This is a genomic window from Desulfosporosinus sp. FKB, assembly GCF_002196705.1.
Taxonomy (GTDB): Bacteria; Bacillota; Desulfitobacteriia; order Desulfitobacteriales; family Desulfitobacteriaceae; genus Desulfosporosinus.
Genome location: NZ_NADJ01000016.1, coordinates 50176 through 72617, shown reverse-complemented (window position 1 = coordinate 72617; position 22442 = coordinate 50176). Strand labels below are relative to the sequence as shown.

Here is a 22442-nt window from a genome sequence, read left to right as displayed (position 1 = left end):
ATTCTCTATTGTGAGGTGATGACTCATGTTCCACATTCTCGTCGTAGATGACGATAAAAATACTCGGCGACTGATGCGCGCCGTATTGGAAGCAGAACGCTATACTGTATTTACTGCCGCAAATGGTGAAGAAGCCTTTGAGGTCATAGGTACAGAGCACATTGACCTTGTGGTACTGGACATCATGATGCCCAAAAAAGACGGCTATGAGTTTACAAAGACACTCCGCAGTGTTCATAACGAGCTCCCAATTTTAATGGTATCAGCTAAGCAGCTTCCGGTTGACCGGAAGCTGGGCTTTCTTGCGGGAACGGATGATTTCATGACCAAGCCTGTAGATGAGGAAGAAATGCTGTTGCGCATTAAAGCACTTTTGCGTCGCGCTAAGATTGCGAATGAACGAAAAATTGTGATTGGCAGAGTCACGTTGGATTATGATTCTCTAATTGTTACAAGAGATGGAGAGACGCAGATGCTTCCACAGAAGGAGTTCCAGCTTCTCTATATACTGCTGTCTTATCCTAGAAAAATTTTTACTCGCATCCAACTTATGGATGAGATATGGGGTGCTGAAAGCGACACCGGTTGGGAAACGGTTACTGTTCATATCGGGCGGCTGCGAAAACGCTTTGACGGATGGCCTGAATTTGAAATAGAGTCCGTGAGAGGGCTGGGTTATAGGGCAGTGAAAAAGATATGAGAGAACCGAAAGTTCCACCGCATGTTGCTCTAAGAATTATATTTTCCATAGTGGTTTTCGTCATTCTTGCCATTACGAATCTTATCGTCGGAACCGTGGTATTTTCATTGATTCAAGTAGGCGTTCTCAAGAAAAATGACTCACCTAACGTGATGTTTCTCGTAGTCATGCTTGCCATTGTGAGTATACTGGTAGGTACTGTTGTCGCAGCCGTTATAAGCCGCATTCCTTTAAAGCCGGTTAACGTCTTAATAAACGCGATGAACCGGTTGGCGAGCGGTGACTACGGAGCAATGATTGACTTGGGAAACTTTTCAATAGCACGCGAAGTTTCGGAAAGCTTCAACACCATGGCTAGCGAACTTCAGAATACAGAGATGCTTCGCTCGGATTTTGTCAACAACTTTTCCCATGAGTTTAAAACGCCAATCGTTTCCATCCGTGGATTTGCGAAGTTACTTAAGAAAGAAAATTTCACTGACGAGCTGCAACGTGAATATCTCGATATTATTGTGAATGAATCTAACCGTCTTGCCGATATGGCTACCAATGTTCTCGACCTCACAAAGATTGAAAATCAAAGCATACTTACAGATGTCACTCGCTTCAACCTCTCAGAACAAATACGGAACTGCGTCCTGTTGCTTGAAAAGAAATGGTCGCAAAAAAGTTTGACCATTACTGTTGATTTTGACGAATATGAAATTGATGCCAATGAGGAGATGCTCAAACAGGTTTGGATCAATCTCATTGATAACGCCGTGAAGTTTTCTCCTATAGCTGGTGAAATAGGTATCTCGATCACAAAGTCATTAGAGGTGCTTGCCGTTTCAATCAAAAATAATGGAACCGAAATTTGTGAAGAGGATAGAAAACGGATTTTCAGTAAATTCTATCAGGGCGATACATCTCACTCCTCAGAAGGGACTGGCATTGGACTTTCTATAGTAAAGCGCATCATAGAACTTCACAAGGGCAGTATATCCGTAATAAGCTCACCGGAGGAAACGACCTTTACCATTCTGCTACCAAAAGAATAGAGAATTAACAAGCATGAGCCATCGTGATTTTTCACGGCGGTTCTTTTTGTTTAGATTCGGTTTAGATTTATGCCGTATCATAATACACGTATGTGAAGGGGTTCGCAAGACTATCTTTCGGGCTTGGGGGTTCCTAGAATATCTAAAGGTCTTGAAGTAGACGGAATCCACAACATTCTTCGGAGGGAGCAGTGAGCTCGTTCAGCTAAAGCTGAACATCGGGGCTTCAGATGGGGACTCTACCCCACCTGAAGTTAACGAAGGACCCACCCCCACTTACAAGAAGTGGGGGTCTTAAAAACTGGATAAATAATAAAAGGAGGATTCTAAAAATGTACCTAAGGATAAGGGGATTTTGAAGGGGTTGTTATTCGGTAACAAATATGAAGAGAGACTAGGGGGATGATTAAGATGTTCATAAGACTCAAACAATCAAGGATAGCTAAAATAACAAAAATAAGTAAAAGAAAAGTAATTCCAGTAATTGTTATTATACTCGCTTTAATTATTGGATTCACAATTTCTAAAGGAAAGAAACCTAACAGTATGACAGTGTCCACTCCCACAGCCACTAAAGTTTCTGTTAAAGTATATCAGGTAAAAAAGACCGAAAAAGATATAACGCTTACATACAAAGTTTCCCTACAAGCTTCACAAGAGGGAATTGTGAGTAACAAAGTCAGTGGCAAAGTCGTTCAAGTCATGTTTAAGAATGGTGACCATGTAACCCAAGGAACTCCCTTAGTAAAACTGGACGATCAAGATATTAAAAATAATATTGCCACTTCACAAAGTACTTTAACCAGTTCCCAAATAACTCTGGAAAAAAATCAGCTGACTTTAGATGATGCACAGCGTTCGTATGATCGAACTAAGGCTCTTTATGATCAAGGTGCGGCTTCCAAGACTGATCTAGAGTCAGCTGACACGAAGCTTAAAAATGCTCAGTATGATTTAGAGTCAACAAAGGCCACAATTAATACGGCCCAGATTGAGTTGACGAATCTCCAAGAATCGCTGGCTAATACAACGATCACCGCCCCCATTTCCGGGGTGATGGATGAAAAAAATGTGGATTTAGGTCAATATGCCAACATTGGTTCAACTTTTGGAAAGGTGAAAGACATATCCCCGATCTATGCTGTTATTGCTGTCCCCCAAAACGATTTGAGCTCTGTTAAAGTTGGCCAGACCGTAAAAGTCATGGTTGGAGAGGACAATAGCAAAGAATATGATGGAGTTGTTAAAAGGATAGAATTATCTGCGGATACGACTTCACGGGTTTTTGAATGTAAAATCGAACTTAGCAATCAGGATCAGTCTCTAAAACCTGGAATGTATGGTACTGTAACTATAGTCGGTGGGCAGAAGAAAGAAATGTTGGCTGTACCTACTGATGCTTTGATTGGATCGGCAGGGGATTATTCGGTTTTTGTCAATGACAAAGGGACCGCCCGGGAACACATCGTAAGTATCGGCCAAATTGCCAATGGATTAGTAGAGATCAAAAATGGCTTAAATGATGGGGACAGCGTAATTACCACCAATGTCAATACACTGCAGGATGGCGATGCGGTTGCAGTAGTTTCTAAATAGGGAGGGTTTTGACTTATGTTTTTAGCTAACCTCAGCATTAAAAGGCCTGTGTTCGCCGTTGTAGTTATTATAGCCCTGCTTGCAGTGGGGGCTGTTAGTTATTTGGGATTACCTATTGATCAGTATCCTCAGACAGATATTCCTATGGTGAGTATTTCCATTACCGAGTCGGGAGTTTCCGCAGAACAATTGGAATCGAACGTTACAAAAAAAGTTGAAGAAGCTGTCGGACAGATTTCCGGTGTTAAACATATTACTTCCACCATTAATGAAGGCCGATCCCAGACCACGATAGAGTTTAACTCAGGTAAGTCTATTGATGTGGCGGCTCAGGATGTCAAAGATAAGATCAGCGGTATCCGGGGCAGTTTGCCGCAAGATATTGACGAACCTGTCATACAAAAATTTGATATGAATTCACAACCGATACTATCACTGGTCGTGACTGGTCCCTTGCCCAACAGAGATTTGTCTCAGATTGTCGATGATATCACCAAACAATTGAATACGGTTAACGGCGTTGGCTCGATCACATCCTACGGAACCCAAACACGGGAAATCCATATCAAACTCGATAATCAAAAGATGACTGCTCTGAATCTGACAGCTTCCCAAGTCACGGCAAGCCTGGGAAAAGATAATGTGGATATGTCGACCGGGAGTCTATCCAACGGGGACAAGGAAGTCACTTTAAGGACCACCAGCCCAATAAAGGAAGTTGATGATTTCCGGAATGTATTAGTGGCCAACCGCAACGGGACAGAAATACGAATTGGTGATATTGCTCAAGTTGAAGACGGTATCGAAGATAGGGACAGCTTATCTTATTACAAGGGTGCTGAAGCAATCGGTATCGACATAGTCAAACAATCGGGTGAAAATACGACCCAGGTTGCCAGCGATTTAAAAAAGGAAATATCTAAACTTCAAGGGTCCGTGCCTAAAGGCGTAAAAATAGAAATAGTGGATGATAACTCCCTGACGATTCAGGATTCGGTCAATGAAGTTAAGAAGACGATCATTGAGGGCTGTGCCCTAGCGATTATTGTTGTTTTCCTCTTTCTTCGGAACTGGGGAAGCACGGCGATTAGTGCCGTAGCCTTGCCAACATCAATTATTACGACCTTTGCGGCGATGCGAATCATGAATTTCTCTCTGAACACCATGTCTTTGATGGGACTTTCCTTGGCGGTTGGACTATTGATTGACGATGCTATTGTGGTGATAGAAAATATAGTCCGTCATCTAAAGATGGGAAAATCTCCAATTCAAGCCGCTAAGGACGGGACAAGCGAGATTGGGCTTGCAGTTATGGCGACTACGTTTACCATTGTTTCCGTTTTTCTTCCGATTTCACTGGTTACGGGGATGATTGGCGCCTACTTTAAGCAGTTTGGACTTACCGTTGCAGCCAGTGTATTGGTTTCCTTATTTGTCTCCTTTACTTTAGTGCCAATGCTATCTTCAAAGTATCTTAACGAAGGTGCCCCCCAAAATAAGAAGCCAGGACCGCTGGGGCGGTTTTTATTATGGTTCAACGAATCCTTTGAAAAACTGGCCGGAGTATATTCACGGATACTTAAGGTAGCCCTGCGTCACCGGGGAAAAACTATTATTATTGCTTTCGCCTTGTTCTTCGCCAGTCTGACTCTTCTTTCTGGGTTAGGAATGAGTTTAATGGAGTCAACTGACAATGGGAAAGTCACGATTGAAGCGGATCTCGACGGAGGCACAACCCTGGACGGAGCAGACAAGACTTATAAGGAAATGGAAGCAATTCTTAACAAGAATTCTGAACTTCAGTACCTGTATACTACGGTGACTTCAAGTAAAATTGATATAACAGCAAAATTTCCGGATAAAAACCACCGCAAAACAAATGAAAGTTTAAGCTCTATTGGAAATCAGATCCGTACGGAATTGAACAAAATCCCCGGAATTAGCTTATCGATTACCGCAGGGTCGAGTGTTATGTCGGGTAAGGATGTCCAGCTGCATTTTAAAGGAAATGACTTTAACCAGCTTTTAGCCTATTCTCAAAAAGCGGAAAAAATTTTAAAAGAGACACCGGGTGCAGTTGATGTCAGTATGGATTATCAAGCGGGAAAGCCGGAAGCAAAAATTGACGTCGATCGTGATCGAGCAGCGGATTTGGGTGTTAGTCCCTCTGATGTTGCCAATACCTTACAAACACTATTTAACGGAACGGTTGCAACTCATTATGAAACACAAAAAGATCGGTATAATGTCAAGGTCTTGCTGCAGGACAATCAAAGAAAGGACTTAGACAACCTAAAAGATATTTATGTACAAGGGACGAACGGACTGGTTCCTCTTGATCAGGTGACAAAAACAGTTTTTAGCACTGGATCGACGACGATTAATCGCTACGATAAGGAAAGAGAAATTGAGTTGTCTGCAAATCTCGTCGGAGTTTCCACGGGAACATTTAATACTCAGTTTAACAACGCCTTGAACAGCAAAGTAAAAATGCCGGTTGGGGTAAGCCAATCTGCCGCTGGTTCTCAAGAAATGATGGCGGAGAGTCTTTCCGGCTTAGTTACAGCCTTGTTAATGGGGATCTTATTCATCTTCCTGATTTTAGCCGCCCAATTCGAAAGTTTTATGGACCCATTTGCCATCTTATTTTCGTTACCCTTTGCGATTATTGGAGCAATTCTGGGATTATACCTTTCCCACAGCAACCTAAGCATGATGGCTTTTATTGGGGTGATTATGCTGATGGGCTTGGTTACAAAGAATGCTATTTTGCTCATTGACTTTACAAAACAAAGTCGGGCGGCGGGAACAGAACGGAACGAGGCAATACTTCAGGCTGGGACAACGCGGTTACGACCGATCATTATGACAACTTTGGCAATGATTTTTGGTATGCTTCCTACCGCCATCTCGACAGGAACGGGATCGGAGTCTCGCGCACCTATGGCTTACACAATCATTGGTGGCTTAATTACCTCAACCTTTTTAACACTTGTCGTAGTGCCAGTGGTGTATACTCTGTTGGACGATTTAAAAGGTAAATTTATGAGGAAGAAAAGGTCGGTTGCAGTTACTGAAGATTTATTAAGTAATTAAGGCACATAGTAAATATAATGGAAATGAAAGCCCGTGGGGGAAAGCTCAATAATTTGCGTTTTTTCTTCCTATTGGGCTTTTTATCTAAAAGTATGTTTATTAGCGAAGTGCCTGAAATAAAGATATTTGCTGGAAGGAGGCAAAGAGAATATGGAACATTCACAACAACTAGGAGAAAAAGAGATTATCAGCCTTTTACTGAAGTTTTCCATTCCTGCAATTGTGGGGATGATGGTTATGTCCTTATATAACGTTATCGATAGAATTTTCGTCGGAAACAGTGCAGGTGCCTTAGGTATTGCCGGAATTACAATTTGCTTTCCCTTACAACTTGTGATGATAGCATTTGTATTACTTACTAGTATCGGAGCAAACTCTCTGGTATCGATAAAACTTGGTGAGGGCAAAAAAGATGAGGCGGAACATATCCTGGGAAATGCGTTTAGCTTGCTTATCATTATTTCAGTGATAATTACGGTCTTAGGGCTGATCTTCTTGGATCCGTTGCTTAAATTATTTGGTTCAAGCAATGAAGTACTCCCTTATGCGAAAGCCTACTTTCAAATAATTTTATACGGCACAGTTCTGCAAAGTTTAGGGTTTGGTTTGAATAATTTTATTCGGGGCGAAGGCAATCCCAAGGTAGCCATGATGACTATGCTAATGGGTGCGATTTTAAACGCTATTCTTTGCCCAATCTTGATTTTCGGCTTTAAGATGGGCATTAGAGGTTCGGCTCTGGCCACCGTTATAGCGCAAGGCTTATCCGGCGTCTGGGTTCTCCACTACTTCTTTTTCGGAAAGAGTTCATTAAAAATTCATAAAAAATACCTTTTGCCCAATATAAAAGTTGTAAGCAGGATTGTTGCCCTTGGTTCCGCGCAATTTGCCATGGAAATGGCCACGAGTTTAGTGAATGTAATTCTCAATAAAAGCTTATTGTATTATGGGGGGGATATGGCTATTTCCGGAATGGGTATTGTAACGAGCATACAAGCTTTGGTACTCATGCCGTTGTTCGGAATAAACCAAGGCGCTCAACCGGTAATCGGATATAATTATGGGGCGAAAAAACTGGACCGGGTAAAAGAAGCTCTAAAACTGGCCATTTTAGGCGCTAGCTTTATATGCATTCTAGGCTTCATTCTTGTTGAAATCTTCCCTCAAGAAATCGTGAGCCTTTTTAATAGTAATGACGCTCGGCTAATTAATTTTACAGTATACGCAATGCGCGTATTTTTAATCATGCTCCCTGTGCTCGGATTTCAAGTTGTAGGTTCCAACTATTTTATGTCTGTGGGACGACCAAGACCTGCGGCTTTGTTAAGCCTTTCCAGGCAATTCATAATCTTTATTCCCGCCGTCTTAATTCTTCCCTTATTTTTAAATCTTCATGGCGTGATCATTGCTGGACCATTTGCTGATTTTACAGCGTTTATTCTTACCGGAAGCTGGTTATTCAAAGAGCTGATAGTCCTAGATAAAAGCAAACAATGCTAGTCAGTAAATCAAGTTAGTTATCCTGTACCCTCAGTTCAAACAATGCACTCCCTATAAGGCGGAGGTGCATTGTTAATTTATATCAATTATTGAGTCATTAGACAGTCGAGGCAAGGGGACTTGAACTCTTTATATTGTTTCAATGTGTTTTCTACCGAGCCGATTTGGCAACTCCAGGCACGTTGAGACGGTTACAAGTTTGAAAACACTTACAGATTAAAAATCCGCTATTCATACGGGTTGTAGGGTTTGCAAATTTTCGGAATTGGATCAAAAACAGGGCGCATTTTTTTCAACCTACGCACACGGGAACATGTTTTAGGGAAAAACAGGCAAAATATGCTAATAAAATGTACCACAGTGTCGAGGGGGCCTTGAGACTGTGAAGATAATTTCTGGATAATGCATTAGTAATTTATGTAAAGAGAATGAGCCTGCCCAGACAGGCTACTACAGCCAGATCGTTTTACGGTCTGGTCTATTTAGTTTTATTGTATTAATTTTATGATGTTGAAGGGAAATTATAGAAGAATATAAAGTCACTAAGAAGTTAATTGTTGCGGATTTTATAAATTTATAACTGGCCCGGACGCCAATTCACAGTTAGCGGACAACTCAACCCGGTAATATTCCATCCAGTATAGCAGGGATAGTTATTTAGCCGGAGAACGTTGGATAAAGAAATCCTAACAGACAATCCAGCGGGATGTCCTTACCTATCCAAAGGCGTTCACTGAACCGGGATGCTGAGGGGATGCGTTTTAATAGTTTGGATTGGAGATCTACGATATGCCAAAAATAAGAGTGCCTGAAATTACTGCGTATTTTAAATCAGATGTTAAGACAGTGTGGAATGTTGTAACTAATAATGTGGATTATAAATGGCGTTCAGATATTATGAAAATAGAAGTTTATCCCGATGGGAACCATTGGCTGGAGTACTATAATGAAAAAACTTATACGAAATTTACTCTTGTTGAAAAGGTCGAAAACAACAAATACGTTTTTGACCTGGAAAACAAAATGTTTATTGGCCACTGGACAGGATATTTCTCTCCTACCGAAACGGGAGGTACAAAAGTAATTTTCACGGAAAATATTCTGATTAAGAATCCAATAATAAGAATGATGTCCCATTTATTTTGGGACCTAGAAAAGATTCAAAAGACTTATCTTGCTGATTTGAAGATTAAACTACAAGAAGATTCAAACTCATAACGATGCCAGTGCAACGTCCGGTTCGGCTATTAAGGATGTTAGCGGCTTTGAAATCGGTCTACGGGTTGGTGTAGGCTGGCCTGCCAGATTAGATGCTCGACATATCGGGATATGTGAGTTGCTCAGCAGGTCATATTTACCCTTTTTGAATACCCCAATTAAAACAATCTTTACTTTTTGTTTATTTTTATGATATAATGTTTCCTAAAGAGAAACTATCGTTTTATTTTTAAAATATCATGACAATTAGGTTTTCTTAAATAATATAAAGTTTAAGATGAGAAAAAAGTGAAGAAGGTGCTCTATGAGTTTTGAACGCAGTGATGTAAAAATTAAATTTGATGAAAATGCCAGTCAGTATGATGGGCAAAGAAAAAAGCTTATTCCCTGTTTTGATGATTTCTATTTTATAGCAATTTCACTCGCAGAAACTAAAACTAAAAACCCCCAAATATTAGACATTGGTGCTGGAACCGGTTTATTATCTTCTTTCATTTTGGAGAAATATCCGGATGCATTTGTGACTTTGATTGACCTGTCTGAAAAAATGTTAGATATGGCAAAAGAAAGGTTTGTCGCTAATCAGAATATCACGTACATAATTGATGACTATACCAAGCATAAATTCGATAGAAAGTATGATGTCGTGATTTCCTCACTTTCAATACACCATTTATCTGGTGATGAGAAAAAACAGTTATATCAAAATATCTATTCTAGTTTAAATCAGGATGGGGTTTTTATTAATGCAGACCAAGTTCTGGGGGAAACCCACTTCATGGAATCGTTGTACAAAAACGATTGGAAAAATAAGGTCGGAAGCAGCGGCTTGTCAAAGGAAGAAATTCAATCAGCATATGAAAGAGCAAATTTAGATAGAATGTCAACATTATCAGACCAACTGAAATGGATAAAGGATAGTGGCTTCTTAGATGTAGATTGCGTTTATAAATATTTTAATTTTGTAGTTCTTTTTGGAAGGAAATAAATATCAATTTCTTCGCAGCAAATTTCGTGAATCTACTAATCAGGTCAACCATCCACTGTTTGAGGAAGACTAAGAAAAATCCCCACCTGCCAGAAAACCAAATAATCTAAACGGCTTTGCGGGAATGTAATCCAGGGCGTGTTGTTCTGGATTTTTACTTATATAAGCGAAAACAGGAGACGTTGAACAACAATTTGTCTAGGTACGGTGGTATAATTAAATTCATCACAAAAGACCGACACCTTGAAGGTAACTCTGTTGCCCATTTCTACTTTTGTGAGTTTGATGGGCCAAGGGAGCGGAGTTGTTATGTTAAGTTTCTACATCAAGACATGGGAAGGGCCTGATAATTCTGGAGGAACATCGTGGCAGTTAGCGAAAGTTTCAAAGAATATGTATTAGACCAACTTGGAAAGTTGGGTTTTGTTACGGTCAAAAGGGAAGAAATAATCTCACGAAGCCTAAGAGGCGAAAAACAGAAAAGAAAGAAAAGTAACATTACAGCTCTGATTGATGCCCAAAATATGTCAGCTTAGTCTTGCAGGCAACCTCCGAGATTCATTGATAAAGGCCGAATATATAATAAGGAACGGCACGATTATGGGTAATTAGATGTTTAAGTTAAGTCAGGCTGTCTGCTTGAATTTAAAGTGGCTATTAATGTTTGCATATGGATATCGAGTGTCCATACGATTAAGATACCTTATACAGGATTTTGTAATAAATATTTATTTCTCCCATTTGGAGTTTAAGTTGTGGTATACTCAAAAATGGTTTAAAAATTTAGGATTGGTTGATTTCAAAGATGATTAGCGAGTTATTTATTAATGCTGCAGTGATTATTGCAACAATAAGTATAGGCAATCAGATTCTCATCAATAAGGAGATAACACCGTTTTCGCCGTTAAAGTTACGAATTTTTTTTGGCATTGCCTCAGCAATGCTTGGAATGATTTTGATGACTTATAGTATAGAAATTACCCCAAATGTGATTATGGATTTGAGGAATATAGCGATTTTGCTATCAGCTTCTTACTGCGGGTTAGTGTCAGTAATAATAACCGGTCTTGTCCTGAGTTTGTTTCGACTATTATTCCAAGGCTTAACGTTTGCATCGTTAATGGCAGCTTTAAATATCATTTTAATCTCTATTTGTTGTGCATTTACATCTAAATATATGAAAAAGGGTAGGGAACAATGGATAGCAATGAGTATCTACACGCTCGTATTCCCTACTCTAACTTTTCTTATTACTATTAGGAATGGTAAGTTGTTGATTGAAACAATTTTAATTTACTGGATTAGCACTATTATTGCTTCAATTGTGGTCTATGTTTATCTACACTATATTGATTTCTTACGATTTACCTATCAGAGATATAAAGAAGAATCATTCAGAGACCATCGAACCGGACTTTTATGCGTTCGACAATTTGATAAAGAACTCAATAAGTTAATTGATAACTTAAGTAGCTACAGTATAATTTCTATGCTATTTATTGATATTGATTATTTCAAAAAGGTCAATGATCTATACGGACATCAAAATGGAGACAAGGTTTTAGAAGAGATAGGTAAAATCTTGCTCAGTTCTACGAGTTCTTCAGACATAGTATCGCGCAATGGCGGTGAAGAATTTTCGGTAATTTTAATTGAGTGTCCACGAGATAAAGTTTTGGAAGTGGCTGAGAGAATTCGAAAAGCAGTCCAGGAGCATAAGTTTTTCCTTCTGGATAATAAAACAATAAACATTACTATTTCAATAGGGGTAGCAATCTATCCATACACAGTGAGGAATATAGAAATGCTAGTGGAGCAAGCCGATTCTGCACTGTATCAAGCCAAAAGAGCAGGCCGAAACAGAGTTATTTTGGCAAATAATGAAGGAACGGTTTTAAACGAAAATTAGGTTAGTAAACATAACATTCAAAATGCTTAAATTGATCCATTACGTTCCACAAAATCAAAAGCCGTCCCACAAGAAAGGGACGGCTTAATAATTAGTCACACTTTTAAAAAGTTCTGGTTTGATTTATTTTGCCAAAATGCTAACGGTAATACTCGCCGTATTCAATAGGTCATCAACAACACCACTTAGATGTTCCAAATCAAACGGTTTATCCAACATGTAATCGATTTTGTGAAGACTGGCTAATTTATCTTTTTCTTGCTTCAATAGAAGAAATCGCAGCGGGGAGTAAAATGCTTTCTGGAATTGGCCCAAGAACTAAAATCAAGTTTAATTCTGTTGTACGAATACAATTAAGAACAAGGACCAATTTCGATTTTGGTCCTTGTTTTGTTGGGGTGTCGTTTTGATTTAGTTTTACTTGCTAATTCATTGTATGTATTTAACATAACTATCTGAATAAGGGCACAGTAGCCTAGGCCTTTAGATTAACTCTGATGTGGTTTTGTATCAATAAACGATGGATTTATGGTATCTAGTATCTCCTGTTTTGCAAGGTCAAAAGAATCAAAGTAGCCGAGAGGTTTATCTAAAGATGTGTCTACCCAGGCTAAGAATCCGTATTCTGTAAGTGTCACCAGCCAAGTGCTTGTGTCACTAATCACAACTTTACTTGACATCTTGCTTATGCGGAAGGAGAAATTTTTTGCATTAAAAGCCTATAGAAATTCGCGGTTTGTGAAGGGTTATGATGTTAGATGTAGAAATACTTCTAAATAAGGATACTTATGGAAAATAGCTTAACAAAAATAGGGTGAAATGCATGAACAAGAGTAAAAACTCAGGCAGTAACAGGAAAGCGTACAAAAAATGTTGTTTTGCTAGAGCTACTTTTAAAATCGATTTTCGCTTTTTGTGGCTTTAGTTTTGTACTGCTATGAAACACACGTTTAATTTGTTTAATCTTTAAAAAGGTTTAAGTATTTCCAGAATAACTAATCAAGAAAAAATTTATCAGCTACATTTGATAAAAAACAAATAGCAGAGGCATAGTGTATAACTAGACAGATTACTCTGCAAGTTCGTTAAGAAGAGCACAACAGACCCCTTGATTTAGTTTCCGCCTATAGGCATACAAAAGTCCTTTCTTCTTGTATTCATTTATTTCCATTCTTATTCGTGGCCATTTTTTTGTAATTGACATAGGAATTACTTTGCTTAGTGGAAAAAACATATATATACCATTAACCTCCATACTTGCCTCCCTAAAAGCAAATGAACCCCTTTAAAATAGAGTGGGTGCATCGTTAATTTGTATCAATTATTGAGTCATTTGACAGTGGAGGGCAAGGGGACTCGGACTCATTAAACGGCTTCAATGTGTTTTCTATCGAGCCAATTTGGCAACTCCAGGCACGTTGAGACGGTAGTATTGATGTCTCGCGGGTAAAAAATTGAATGTACGGAAAACCCAGTAAATAAGCCCTTTCTGTGGTTTTGCGATTTTTAAACTGTACACTCAAAACGTGATTTTGCTTGTGCGAGGAAATCAGTCTATCAGGTCGTATTCCGTTCGCGAGAGAACAGGATTGATACCGGGCTTCCTTGAGAGAATGGATTTTGCCGAGATAATGGCAGATGGTATCCTATCAATTCGTTTAGGAGGTACGCTTTTTATATTTCCGGTATTAAGATGCCGAATGACATATCAATTATTTCCAAAGATACGTTCTTCAAAAATCACACTATGAATTGACTACTGCGTATAATTCATTTGAAAAAAGATATATGCTAGGAGTAGTAATGTTGAATAAAAACAAAGAAATAAAAAACATAGGGAAACTAATATTTCTTCATTTGTTTCCTGGGATTGCATTAAGTATAGTCTACATATTCTTTTGGAAGTTAGGACTGTTGGCGGGATATCCCAAAGTAGTTATTGCAGCTCTGTCCGCAGTTTTTTCTACAATACCTATAGAACTTGGGCTTTTGTTTTATGTAGCAAAAAAGGAAGATGGAAGCTACAACATATTTAAAATACTTGGGTTAAAAAGTAAAATGAACGTTACAAAATTAATAGTATACTCTCTTTCATTGTTTGTAGCAGGAGCTATACTTATGACAGTTCTGAAACCAGTAGAAATTTTACTTCCACTAGTGAACCTTCTTCCAGAAACCTCCTGGCGGCAGGCTCTATCATGAAGCTATAGCCAATCCCTTCTTTTAAAAATGTAATAATGCTACTGCTAATATTGATATCCAGTGGATATACATAGTTTTTTGGAAAAACCGAGTAGAACCATTCTTGAAAAGGTTCCGTCAGTATTGCAGAGGATAATAAAGGTAGCCTTCTAAGCTCGTCGTCTGTGATACCGCTTAGAGTGGAATTGTTCTGCGAACCTGTAACCAATATGATTTTGTCACTATAGAATGGTTCACATATAAATAGGTATAGCACAAAAGAAAGCCTTCCATGCAGAAATTATAGGAGAATTACAGTTTTTCATGAGAAATTATTGTCAAAAGGAAATGAGAACTTAGGTATACTAAGCCTTCCTAACTGTATGCCTATTGAAGGCGGCATACAATTAATTTATGAAGATAAAGTCCTAGGTGCAATAGGGGTAAGAGGTTTAGCCTCAGATGAAGATGGAAGAGTTGCACAAAAAGGTTTTGAATCCTTTAAGAAATTAATGTTAGAGTAATTGTATGAGTAATGTAATAATTATAGCCAATGGTTTTTTGTTTAAAAAACAATAATCATCATGCTCGGAGCGATGGGGAGAACCTTTAAGTGAAGGAAGTACGTATTATGAGGAATATTGTATTGTTGGTTGTGGATGTTCAAAACGCATTGATAAATGAACATCCTTATAATGAAGAAAAAGTAATCGAAAATATAAGACAATTAATTTCAACTGCAAGAGATAATAAGAAAGAAGTTCTGTATGTACGTCATGATGACGGAAAAGGCACTGAACTTGAAAAAGGCATAGATGGATGGCAGATTTATTCTAAAATAGCACCTAACGAGAATGAATTAATCTTTGAAAAAAAGTATAACAGCGCCTTTCATAAAACTGGATTAAAGGAGTATTTGGACCGAAACGAAATAGATACCATTATATTGGTAGGGCTCCAAACAGAATATTGTATAGATGCTACTTGTAAAAGTGCTTTTGATCATGATTATAAAATAATTATACCTGAAGAAACAAATACAACTTTTGATAATGATTATCTATCCGGAGAGAAACTTTATGAGTTTTATAACTATAAGATTTGGAATAAACGTTTCACAGAAGTCATATCAGTTGAGGAAGTTAAAAAACTTTTAACCATGCCAACTTGAAAGCTGCATTCCGAAGGGCAAGGGTTTGTTTTAAAATTGCACCTTGGTTATGATGCTTCTAAAGATTATTAACTTTATAGAAAGAATGGTCACCAGATCACAATAAAATGCGCAAAGACGTAACGCTTGCCAAAGATGAGCTTGGGAAGCTTAGAGATGTGCTGGGTGAAATTAATCTGTAAGAAATAGGAGAACATAAATGATCCATGAAATCCAACTCCAGACCAAAAAGCACGACGAAATGATCGATATAACTGCCCAAGTACAAAACTTTGTAACTACCCAAAATATCCGGGATGGTCTTGCCGTAGTGTATTGTCCTCATACAACTGCCGGTATAACGATAAACGAAAATGCTGATCCGGATGTAAAGAAAGACTTTCTTCGGAGGCTTGATGAAATATACCCACAGGAGACTCCAAAAGACCGGCACAGTGAGGGTAACTCCGCTGCCCACCTGAAAGCCAGCACTGTAGGACCATCCCAAACCGTAATTATTAATAACGGAAAATTGCTCCTGGGCCGATGGCAGGGGATTTATTTTTGTGAATTCGATGGGCCGAGGGAGCGGAGTTGTTATGTTAAGTTTCTACACCATGACATGGTAGTAAGGACCTGATAATACTGGAGGGACATCATGGCAGTCAGCGAAAGCTTCAAAGAATATGTAGTGGACCAACTTGGAAAGTTAGGGTATGTTACGGTCAAAAAGATGTTTGGTGGGGCTGGTATTTACTATGACGGTTTGATTTTCGGTTTACTAGCCGATGACATCCTTTATTTTAAGGTGGATGACTCTAATAAGTCAGATTATATAATGGCAGGCATGAAACCATTCAAACCATTTGATGACAAACCTATGGTAATGCCATATTATGAGGTTCCAGTTGATATTTTGGAAAACAGAGAACAGTTAGCGGAATGGGCTATGAAATCTTTAATGGTGCCTAGAAATAATCCCACAAAGCCTAAGAAGCGGAAGCTTGCAAAAAGAGAAGGATTATCGCAACGCTGATTGAGGTCTAAAATATGTCGGCATAATCTAGCGGGCAAAAACTGAGATGTATTGATATAGGTCAATTATTAATTATTTTACGGCAGGTTTATTACGTGTCGCTCCTAGATAGACGCTGAAACAGCGACTTTACAATCGGAAATAATTAGAAGCTTTTTACTTAATCGAGGTGGGAGTTTATGGGATACAATGTCGCGGATATAATCGAGAAAACCATAAAAATTGCAGTCAGAAGAAGAACAATATATGAAAATATCAGACAGGATAAGAGTGACATTGTATCTGTAAAAATATTTTCAAGTGTTTTAGCAAAACAAATGGATAAAACTGTTGAATATTATGAATCATTGTTAAATGAAATAAAGGAAGTAGAATTTGAGGAAATTGATTTTTCAACTTACGATAAAATGTCCATATCCCAAAACATGCATTGGAGTAACCAACGGCGTTTTAAGAAAGGTAAATTTTCAGTTAGTACAAAACGGCTTCTGGGGTATGACAAAGGCCAAGATGGGAACCTAATTATTAATGAAGAACAAGCCGCCATAGTGAGACGAATCTTCAAAGACTATCTTTCTGGTCTGGGTGCTTTCCGAATAGCCAAAGCTCTTGAAGCTGATGGAATTAAAAATATTTCCAGAAAAGTTAAATGGGTTGAATCAAGCATCCGCGATATTTTGAAAAATGAGAAGTATGCCGGAGACGCACGACTTCAAAAGACCATTACAACGGGCCTATATAATCGGAAGTAAAATTTCTTGTGGGGTAGGGAGGATTAAGGAAGAGACAATTAAAGGCTTGTTTGTTAAAATGTTTAACGCGATTTATACAGATAGGGCCAAGCTGCTGGGAGATTACAAAGCCAAATTGGAAAGAGAAAAGTTAACTGGGTTAGATAATGAGCGCATCGCGAAGTTGAATGAGGAAATTGAGAAACTCATCAAACAAGAACGAGCGCTCTTTTTAATTGAAGAAAAGGGTTATGCAGACCACAATTTGGTGAAGTCAGAACATGAAGAACTGGTCAAAACCTTAACACAACTTCAAGCAGAACGATCCGATTGGATGGCTGAAATCAACAATCGAGATACCAGAATGGCGAGAACTCTTGAGCTTGGAACTTTACTTGAGGCTCAACGAGGTAACCTCATAGAATTCAGCGATGATTTATATAGGAAGTTAGTTGAAAAAATAGTAGTCAAAGAACGAACCAAATTAATATTTCACTTAAAAAATGGCCTTGCTTTTGAGGAAACGTACACCTTGAAGCGAGGTCATGATATTTTCTAAGGAGGTCTTTGTTAATGGCAACAGTAACAGTATACCTGAATAATTGAAGCTGAATAGATTTGATCATCAAATCAATCAGTTGTTTTCCCGGAATACTTAGAGCCACAATATTTTTGAAGGGCTTTACTAAAGAGACAAATATGAACCTTCTCGTCCAATATGATTCGCTGAAGTACTGCTTGTACATGAAAATCCTCAATGTAGCGAATGTGTTTTTGGTATTCTTCTATTGCTTTATATTCAGCATCAATGTCTGCTTTCAATTGCTCACATAGATTTGTTCCATAATAAATGAATTTTCCAGACCAAAAATTCCCTTGAAGTGAACTTTTGGAACCCCTTATAGCTGGATTTCCCCCAAGGTTAATTATTGTATCTGCAAGTATTTCCATGTGAAGCATTTCGGCAATTGAAACATTTTTTAGTAAATCCCCAAGCTCCTTATCAATTTGGCTGAATAGAAAATGATGATAAAGATATTGACTAATGGCAGAAAACTCACTAACTATACCCGCATAGTCGTCCATTAATATTTCAGCATATCTGAGATTAGGCCTAAGAACTTTCACTTCAGGGTAGGGAGATGGGTCAGAGTATTCCCCTCTTTTATGTCTTTCATAATTAGTTTCGTTCATCACATTGCCCTCCAAGAAAAAATTATTATATCTATATGTTATGAAAATATTGGTAGGAGGTACATGCTTCTTGGTAAACTACTTCAAAGTTAATTAATAAACCCTTAGCTTTAATAATCTCACGGCCACGATATTTTCTAGGGAGGTTTTTATTAATGGCAACAGTAACAGTTATTCCGGCTAAACCGATGCAAGAGTTAAAGGGTTTAGAGGCTACCGCAAAACTAACCGGATGATTGATGAGTGTATGGCAGGCAAGATTGACATGGTTATTACCAAGTCAATTAGCAGATTTGCTCGCAATACTCTCGATACTTTGAAATATGTACGGCAACTTAAGGAGAAAGGGGTCGCTATATATTTTGAAAAAGAGTTTGTGAATACTCAACGATGAGGCTGAGAGTGCTTGGAAGGGTAGAATGATAGAAGAATTCACGGCTTATCTGGATGCTAGGGACGGCAAGCTGCTGGATAAGTTTGATGGTGATTTGTTCAGAAAGTTGGTTGAGAAGGTTAGAGTTGAGTCGATGGTTGAGGTGGAGTTTGTGTTTAAGGCTGGATTGGAGCTTAGAGAGATTTTATAGGGGATGCAATAGGTAAAATATACTAGATAATTTATTGAACTCCGGACATAATAATCTAGTTGGCCATATGCAGTAAAGTATTAGAACTTAAGATGAGTATTGAAAGTGAATTAGAATGATTAGATTGGTGAAAATGTTTATCTGGACAGTTTTAGCTTACAAGTGGGGACATTGGCGTGATTGGCGCAAGTATTATTCTACAATACTATTCGGGATAACAGGGGATCTTATTTACTTCATACTCACATATAACCATCATTGTGGGAACTAACGGCACCTATCATGAACATAACTTTTAATCATTTAATCACTGACTTATTAACCTTTCCAGCTATGGGGCTTCTATTTCTTTCTAATTATCCTGAGAATAAGCCTTGGATAAAACGAGGTTTATATTTGATACTGTGGTTAGCTGGTGCGACAACAATCGAATTTATTATGTTAATGTTAGGTTATTATAAATACAGTAATGGATGGAATATTTGGTGGTCTGCATCTTTTGATTTAGTATTTTTGCCTATGATCATAGTTCACCAAAAATATCCGCCTTTGGCATGGATTATTGCTCTGATACTGGGCACAACGATATTTCTGATCTTTAAAATTCCGATATCACAGATGAAGTAAATATACCTGAGAAGTGGAAAAGGTCAAGTTTATGTAAAATGGGTCAGGGGGAATTATCATTCCTCCTGATACTAATAAATAAATATCTCTATAGAAATAATCTTATAGTTAATGGCAGATAGGAAGGGGATCTTAGTTTGAAGGCTTTTACACATACTGGGATAGAAAAAGCCAACGATTTGGTACATGAAGCCAATGTGGTCATGCTAAAAACATGGGTGAATCAAATCGTTTTTACTTGGCGATGGTGGATAGAAATATCGATTATGATATTGCCATGGGTCTATTCCTGTCGCTATTTACGAAAAAAAACAGATACATATCGCTTGGTTTGTGCTTGTTTTTTCACGATGTTGGCGGCAACATACATGGACACCATCGGGATGGCATTGCACCTTTGGGGTTATCCAACAAAGGAAGTGCCACTTGTTCCCCCATACTTGACATGGGATTTGTCCGTGATTCCTGTGATTACGATGATCTTTCTTCATTACTGCCAATCAATTAGCCCGATTATCAAGTCTCTAGTATTAGGGATTTTGGGTTCATTTATAATGCAGCCGTTTGCTGTGTGGGTTGGACTCTATATTCCGTATCATTGGCAACATGCCTATTCATTCCCATTAGTCATTATTATTTATCAGGGTGCTAATTATTTCTACTATAAGTTCAGTTTTAAATGGCCAAATAAATAAATTAACTTGTATCGCACGAAATCATCAAGTTGAGCGGTATAAGCCGTAATTTTCAAAGCTTATAATAACGTAAATTTTACTAGGCGAATTTTAGTGATTGACGATATCGAAGATGTGGCAGAAATCATTTGTTCCCTTCTCAGGTACTTAGGACATGAAGTTATTTCAGCCTTAAATGGAATCAAGGGATTATCCAGAGCGAAAGACTTCAAACCGGATGTGGTTTTTTGCGATATTGGACTGCCAGGAATGAACGGGTTTGAAGTGGCTACAGAAATCCGCAAGGATGATCATCTGAAAGATATCTATTTGATTGCCTTATCAGGATACTCCCAACCGGAAGATTTAGAAAAAAGTAAGGAAGCTGGTTTAAATTGTCATTTGGCAAAGCCGGTTGATCTCGATAAACTCAAAGACATATTGGATAAGATTTAGAAATGGCTAATTTTCATGAAATTGGATCGTGGTGCTTCTAAACCGACACATCGATACTCCGGGCATGTGGGTGTTACTTCATTGGAAGTTTAATTCGAGTAAAATCTCCTCAAAGTTTATTAATTGATTTGGTGTTTAGGAGAATTAAAGTAGTTAGTGATGCCTTCTCGGTGTTTCAAAGTAAATAGACGTCTTACATGACAGTAAGACGTCCAAAATTCAGCTGTTTAGCTATTTAAGATCGTAGGCACTTTCACCATGAAGTTTTGCATCTAATCCTTCTTTTTCATCCTCAATCGAGACACGAACATTACTGAAGGTATTTAGCAACCATAAAATTAAATAGGTAATTACAAAGGAATAAACTGTTGAAAAAAACACGCCAAAAGTTTGTACGAGGAATTGGTGTACGTTTCCTTGAATGAGGCCATCAATTCCATTAACAGATGATACAGCAAAAATACCGACACAGATTGAACCTAGAATTCCACCTACCCCATGAACCCCCCAAACATCAAGTGCATCGTCCCATTCAAGCTTTATCTTCAGTTGGACAGCGGAATAACACACTATGGCCGATAGTAAGCCAATGATAGCTGCAGCCCAAGGTTGAACGTAACCTGCTGCAGGGGTAACTGTAGCTAGACCAGCCACGGCCCCTGTAAGTACACCAACCATAGTAGGTTTCTTCTCGTGTATCCAGGAAATCAACAACCAACTGATCATGGCGATGGAACCAGCAATATCAGTGTTAACAAATGCTGTAGCTGCGAGTCCGTTGGCAGCTAATGCACTGCCACCGTTAAATCCGAACCAACCAAACCAGAGTAAACCAGTACCGAGTGCTACGAAGGCAATGTTATGGGGGGCCGTGCTTTCTCCAGGTAATATATTTCTTTTTCCAACGAAAAAGACAGAAGCTAGGGCTGCAATACCAGCGCTAACGTGTACGACAATACCTCCGGCAAAATCCACGACCCCTAATTTTGCAAGGAAACCACCACCCCATATCCAATGAACCAAAGGGATATAGACAAAAAGACTCCATAATACAAGGAATTTCAGGTAACTTTTAAAGTTTATCCGATCTGCAAATGCCCCAGTTATAAGAGCAGGCGTTATAATTGCAAACATTTCTTGATAGAGAAAATAAACCAAGAAAGGGATCGTTGGGCCATAGTTAGGATTAGGGGCTATTGTAACATCACGAAGGGCAAAGTACTGGGTAAAATCTCCGATAATCCCATGAATATCATGACCAAAAGCCAAACTAAAACCACCCAAAATCCAAATAAGTGTCACTACACCCATGGAAACAAAACTTTGAATCATGATAGTAAGCACATTCTTTCTGCGCACCAGACCACCGTAAAAAAATGCAAGACCCGGTGTCATGAGGCATACTAAAGCGGCACTAATTAGAACCAAAGCTGTGTCCCCGGAGTTTATATTGGGCATTGTATAAGCCTCCTTGATAATTGTTCTCACGCTATCAAGAGATATTATGCCCACTGAAACATTAAACTCATCCGATAAGTATTAACTAAAATAATGTGTTTTAAAAGTAAAGTTGAAGCCGCAGAGAAACCGTATTTATATGGGTTCTTGTTCATCTTATTTATTATTTTCTTTCCACTCCTCATATGGTTTATCTATTTTATAGGCGATAATGGATTCATATTAATAAATACAAGTTTAAAGGTTGGTGATGCACTCGTCTTTTATGGTTCATTATTAACATTTTCGGGAACAGTCGGATTGG

General features: G+C 38.5%; 22 protein-coding genes and 1 pseudogene. 21 read left to right on the top strand and 2 right to left on the bottom strand.

Annotated features, from left to right (window positions below; translation table 11 throughout):
• The first annotated feature begins 25 nt into the window (after positions 1-25).
• The 16 genes from B5Y67_RS05845 (at position 26) to B5Y67_RS05770 (ending at position 17704) form a co-directional block, all read left to right on the top strand.
• Positions 26-700, top strand: coding sequence for a response regulator transcription factor (locus tag B5Y67_RS05845; protein ID WP_088225592.1), 675 nt, complete (start codon positions 26-28; stop codon positions 698-700).
• Positions 697-1740, top strand: coding sequence for a HAMP domain-containing sensor histidine kinase (locus tag B5Y67_RS05840; RefSeq protein WP_088225591.1), 1044 nt, complete (start codon positions 697-699; stop codon positions 1738-1740). Before B5Y67_RS05845 ends, B5Y67_RS05840 begins: the two co-directional genes overlap by 4 nt.
• Positions 1741-2151: 411 nt before the next feature.
• Complete coding sequence (locus B5Y67_RS05835) at positions 2152-3336, top strand: efflux RND transporter periplasmic adaptor subunit (RefSeq protein WP_088225590.1); 1185 nt, start codon at positions 2152-2154, stop codon at positions 3334-3336.
• A 15-nt stretch (positions 3337-3351) separates the two neighbouring features.
• On the top strand, positions 3352-6432 hold the full coding sequence (locus B5Y67_RS05830; protein WP_088225589.1) for an efflux RND transporter permease subunit: 3081 nt from the start codon (positions 3352-3354) through the stop codon (positions 6430-6432).
• A 150-nt stretch (positions 6433-6582) separates the two neighbouring features.
• Positions 6583-7932, top strand: a complete 1350-nt coding sequence (locus B5Y67_RS05825) for an MATE family efflux transporter (RefSeq protein ID WP_088225588.1) — start codon at positions 6583-6585, stop codon at positions 7930-7932.
• Between the two features lie 789 nt (positions 7933-8721).
• The gene (locus tag B5Y67_RS05820; RefSeq protein ID WP_088225587.1) at positions 8722-9150 is read left to right on the top strand and encodes a hypothetical protein; all 429 of its coding nucleotides are present in this window, start codon (positions 8722-8724) and stop codon (positions 9148-9150) included.
• Positions 9151-9454: 304 nt separating this feature from the next.
• A complete protein-coding gene (locus tag B5Y67_RS05815; protein ID WP_088225586.1) occupies positions 9455-10138 on the top strand; it encodes a class I SAM-dependent methyltransferase in 684 nt (227 codons plus the stop codon).
• 365 nt (positions 10139-10503) lie between these two features.
• On the top strand, positions 10504-10674 hold the full coding sequence (locus tag B5Y67_RS25595) for a hypothetical protein (RefSeq protein ID WP_207652400.1): 171 nt from the start codon (positions 10504-10506) through the stop codon (positions 10672-10674).
• 269 nt (positions 10675-10943) lie between these two features.
• Positions 10944-12047: a diguanylate cyclase gene (locus tag B5Y67_RS05810; protein WP_088225585.1), complete on the top strand. Its 1104-nt coding sequence runs from the start codon at positions 10944-10946 to the stop codon at positions 12045-12047.
• A gap of 1803 nt (positions 12048-13850) precedes the next feature.
• A complete protein-coding gene (locus B5Y67_RS25230; protein ID WP_170932604.1) occupies positions 13851-14249 on the top strand; it encodes a hypothetical protein in 399 nt (132 codons plus the stop codon).
• Between the two features lie 314 nt (positions 14250-14563).
• Positions 14564-14752, top strand: coding sequence for a heme-binding protein (locus B5Y67_RS05795; protein WP_088225583.1), 189 nt, complete (start codon positions 14564-14566; stop codon positions 14750-14752).
• A 107-nt stretch (positions 14753-14859) separates the two neighbouring features.
• Entirely contained in the window at positions 14860-15399 is a 540-nt protein-coding gene (locus B5Y67_RS05790) for a cysteine hydrolase family protein (RefSeq protein ID WP_088225582.1), read from the top strand.
• Positions 15400-15598: 199 nt separating this feature from the next.
• The gene (locus B5Y67_RS05785) at positions 15599-16018 is read left to right on the top strand and encodes a secondary thiamine-phosphate synthase enzyme YjbQ (RefSeq protein ID WP_088225581.1); all 420 of its coding nucleotides are present in this window, start codon (positions 15599-15601) and stop codon (positions 16016-16018) included.
• An 18-nt stretch (positions 16019-16036) separates the two neighbouring features.
• Positions 16037-16414: a TfoX/Sxy family protein gene (locus B5Y67_RS05780; protein ID WP_088225580.1), complete on the top strand. Its 378-nt coding sequence runs from the start codon at positions 16037-16039 to the stop codon at positions 16412-16414.
• A 179-nt stretch (positions 16415-16593) separates the two neighbouring features.
• A complete protein-coding gene (locus B5Y67_RS05775; protein WP_088225579.1) occupies positions 16594-17166 on the top strand; it encodes a recombinase family protein in 573 nt (190 codons plus the stop codon).
• A gap of 46 nt (positions 17167-17212) precedes the next feature.
• The gene (locus B5Y67_RS05770; protein ID WP_088225578.1) at positions 17213-17704 is read left to right on the top strand and encodes a hypothetical protein; all 492 of its coding nucleotides are present in this window, start codon (positions 17213-17215) and stop codon (positions 17702-17704) included.
• A 71-nt stretch (positions 17705-17775) separates the two neighbouring features.
• Here the strand turns inward: B5Y67_RS05770 and B5Y67_RS05765 are convergent, their stop codons facing one another.
• The gene (locus tag B5Y67_RS05765; RefSeq protein ID WP_088225577.1) at positions 17776-18339 is read right to left on the bottom strand and encodes a manganese catalase family protein; all 564 of its coding nucleotides are present in this window, start codon (positions 18337-18339) and stop codon (positions 17776-17778) included.
• Between the two features lie 226 nt (positions 18340-18565).
• Between B5Y67_RS05765 and B5Y67_RS05760 the strand changes: the two are divergent.
• The 5 genes and pseudogenes from B5Y67_RS05760 to B5Y67_RS05745 form a co-directional block, all read left to right on the top strand.
• A pseudogene (locus B5Y67_RS05760) lies at positions 18566-18724 on the top strand (recombinase family protein); the annotation flags it as partial.
• Between the two features lie 34 nt (positions 18725-18758).
• Positions 18759-18923: a hypothetical protein gene (locus B5Y67_RS25225; RefSeq protein ID WP_170932603.1), complete on the top strand. Its 165-nt coding sequence runs from the start codon at positions 18759-18761 to the stop codon at positions 18921-18923.
• A 282-nt stretch (positions 18924-19205) separates the two neighbouring features.
• Positions 19206-19550: a CBO0543 family protein gene (locus tag B5Y67_RS25220; RefSeq protein WP_282432760.1), complete on the top strand. Its 345-nt coding sequence runs from the start codon at positions 19206-19208 to the stop codon at positions 19548-19550.
• 137 nt (positions 19551-19687) lie between these two features.
• On the top strand, positions 19688-20245 hold the full coding sequence (locus B5Y67_RS05750) for a CBO0543 family protein (protein ID WP_088225575.1): 558 nt from the start codon (positions 19688-19690) through the stop codon (positions 20243-20245).
• A 93-nt stretch (positions 20246-20338) separates the two neighbouring features.
• Positions 20339-20680: a response regulator gene (locus B5Y67_RS05745; protein ID WP_170932601.1), complete on the top strand. Its 342-nt coding sequence runs from the start codon at positions 20339-20341 to the stop codon at positions 20678-20680.
• A gap of 231 nt (positions 20681-20911) precedes the next feature.
• Here the strand turns inward: B5Y67_RS05745 and B5Y67_RS05740 are convergent, their stop codons facing one another.
• Positions 20912-22138, bottom strand: coding sequence for an ammonium transporter (locus B5Y67_RS05740; RefSeq protein ID WP_088225573.1), 1227 nt, complete (start codon positions 22136-22138; stop codon positions 20912-20914).
• Positions 22139-22442 lie beyond the last annotated feature (304 nt).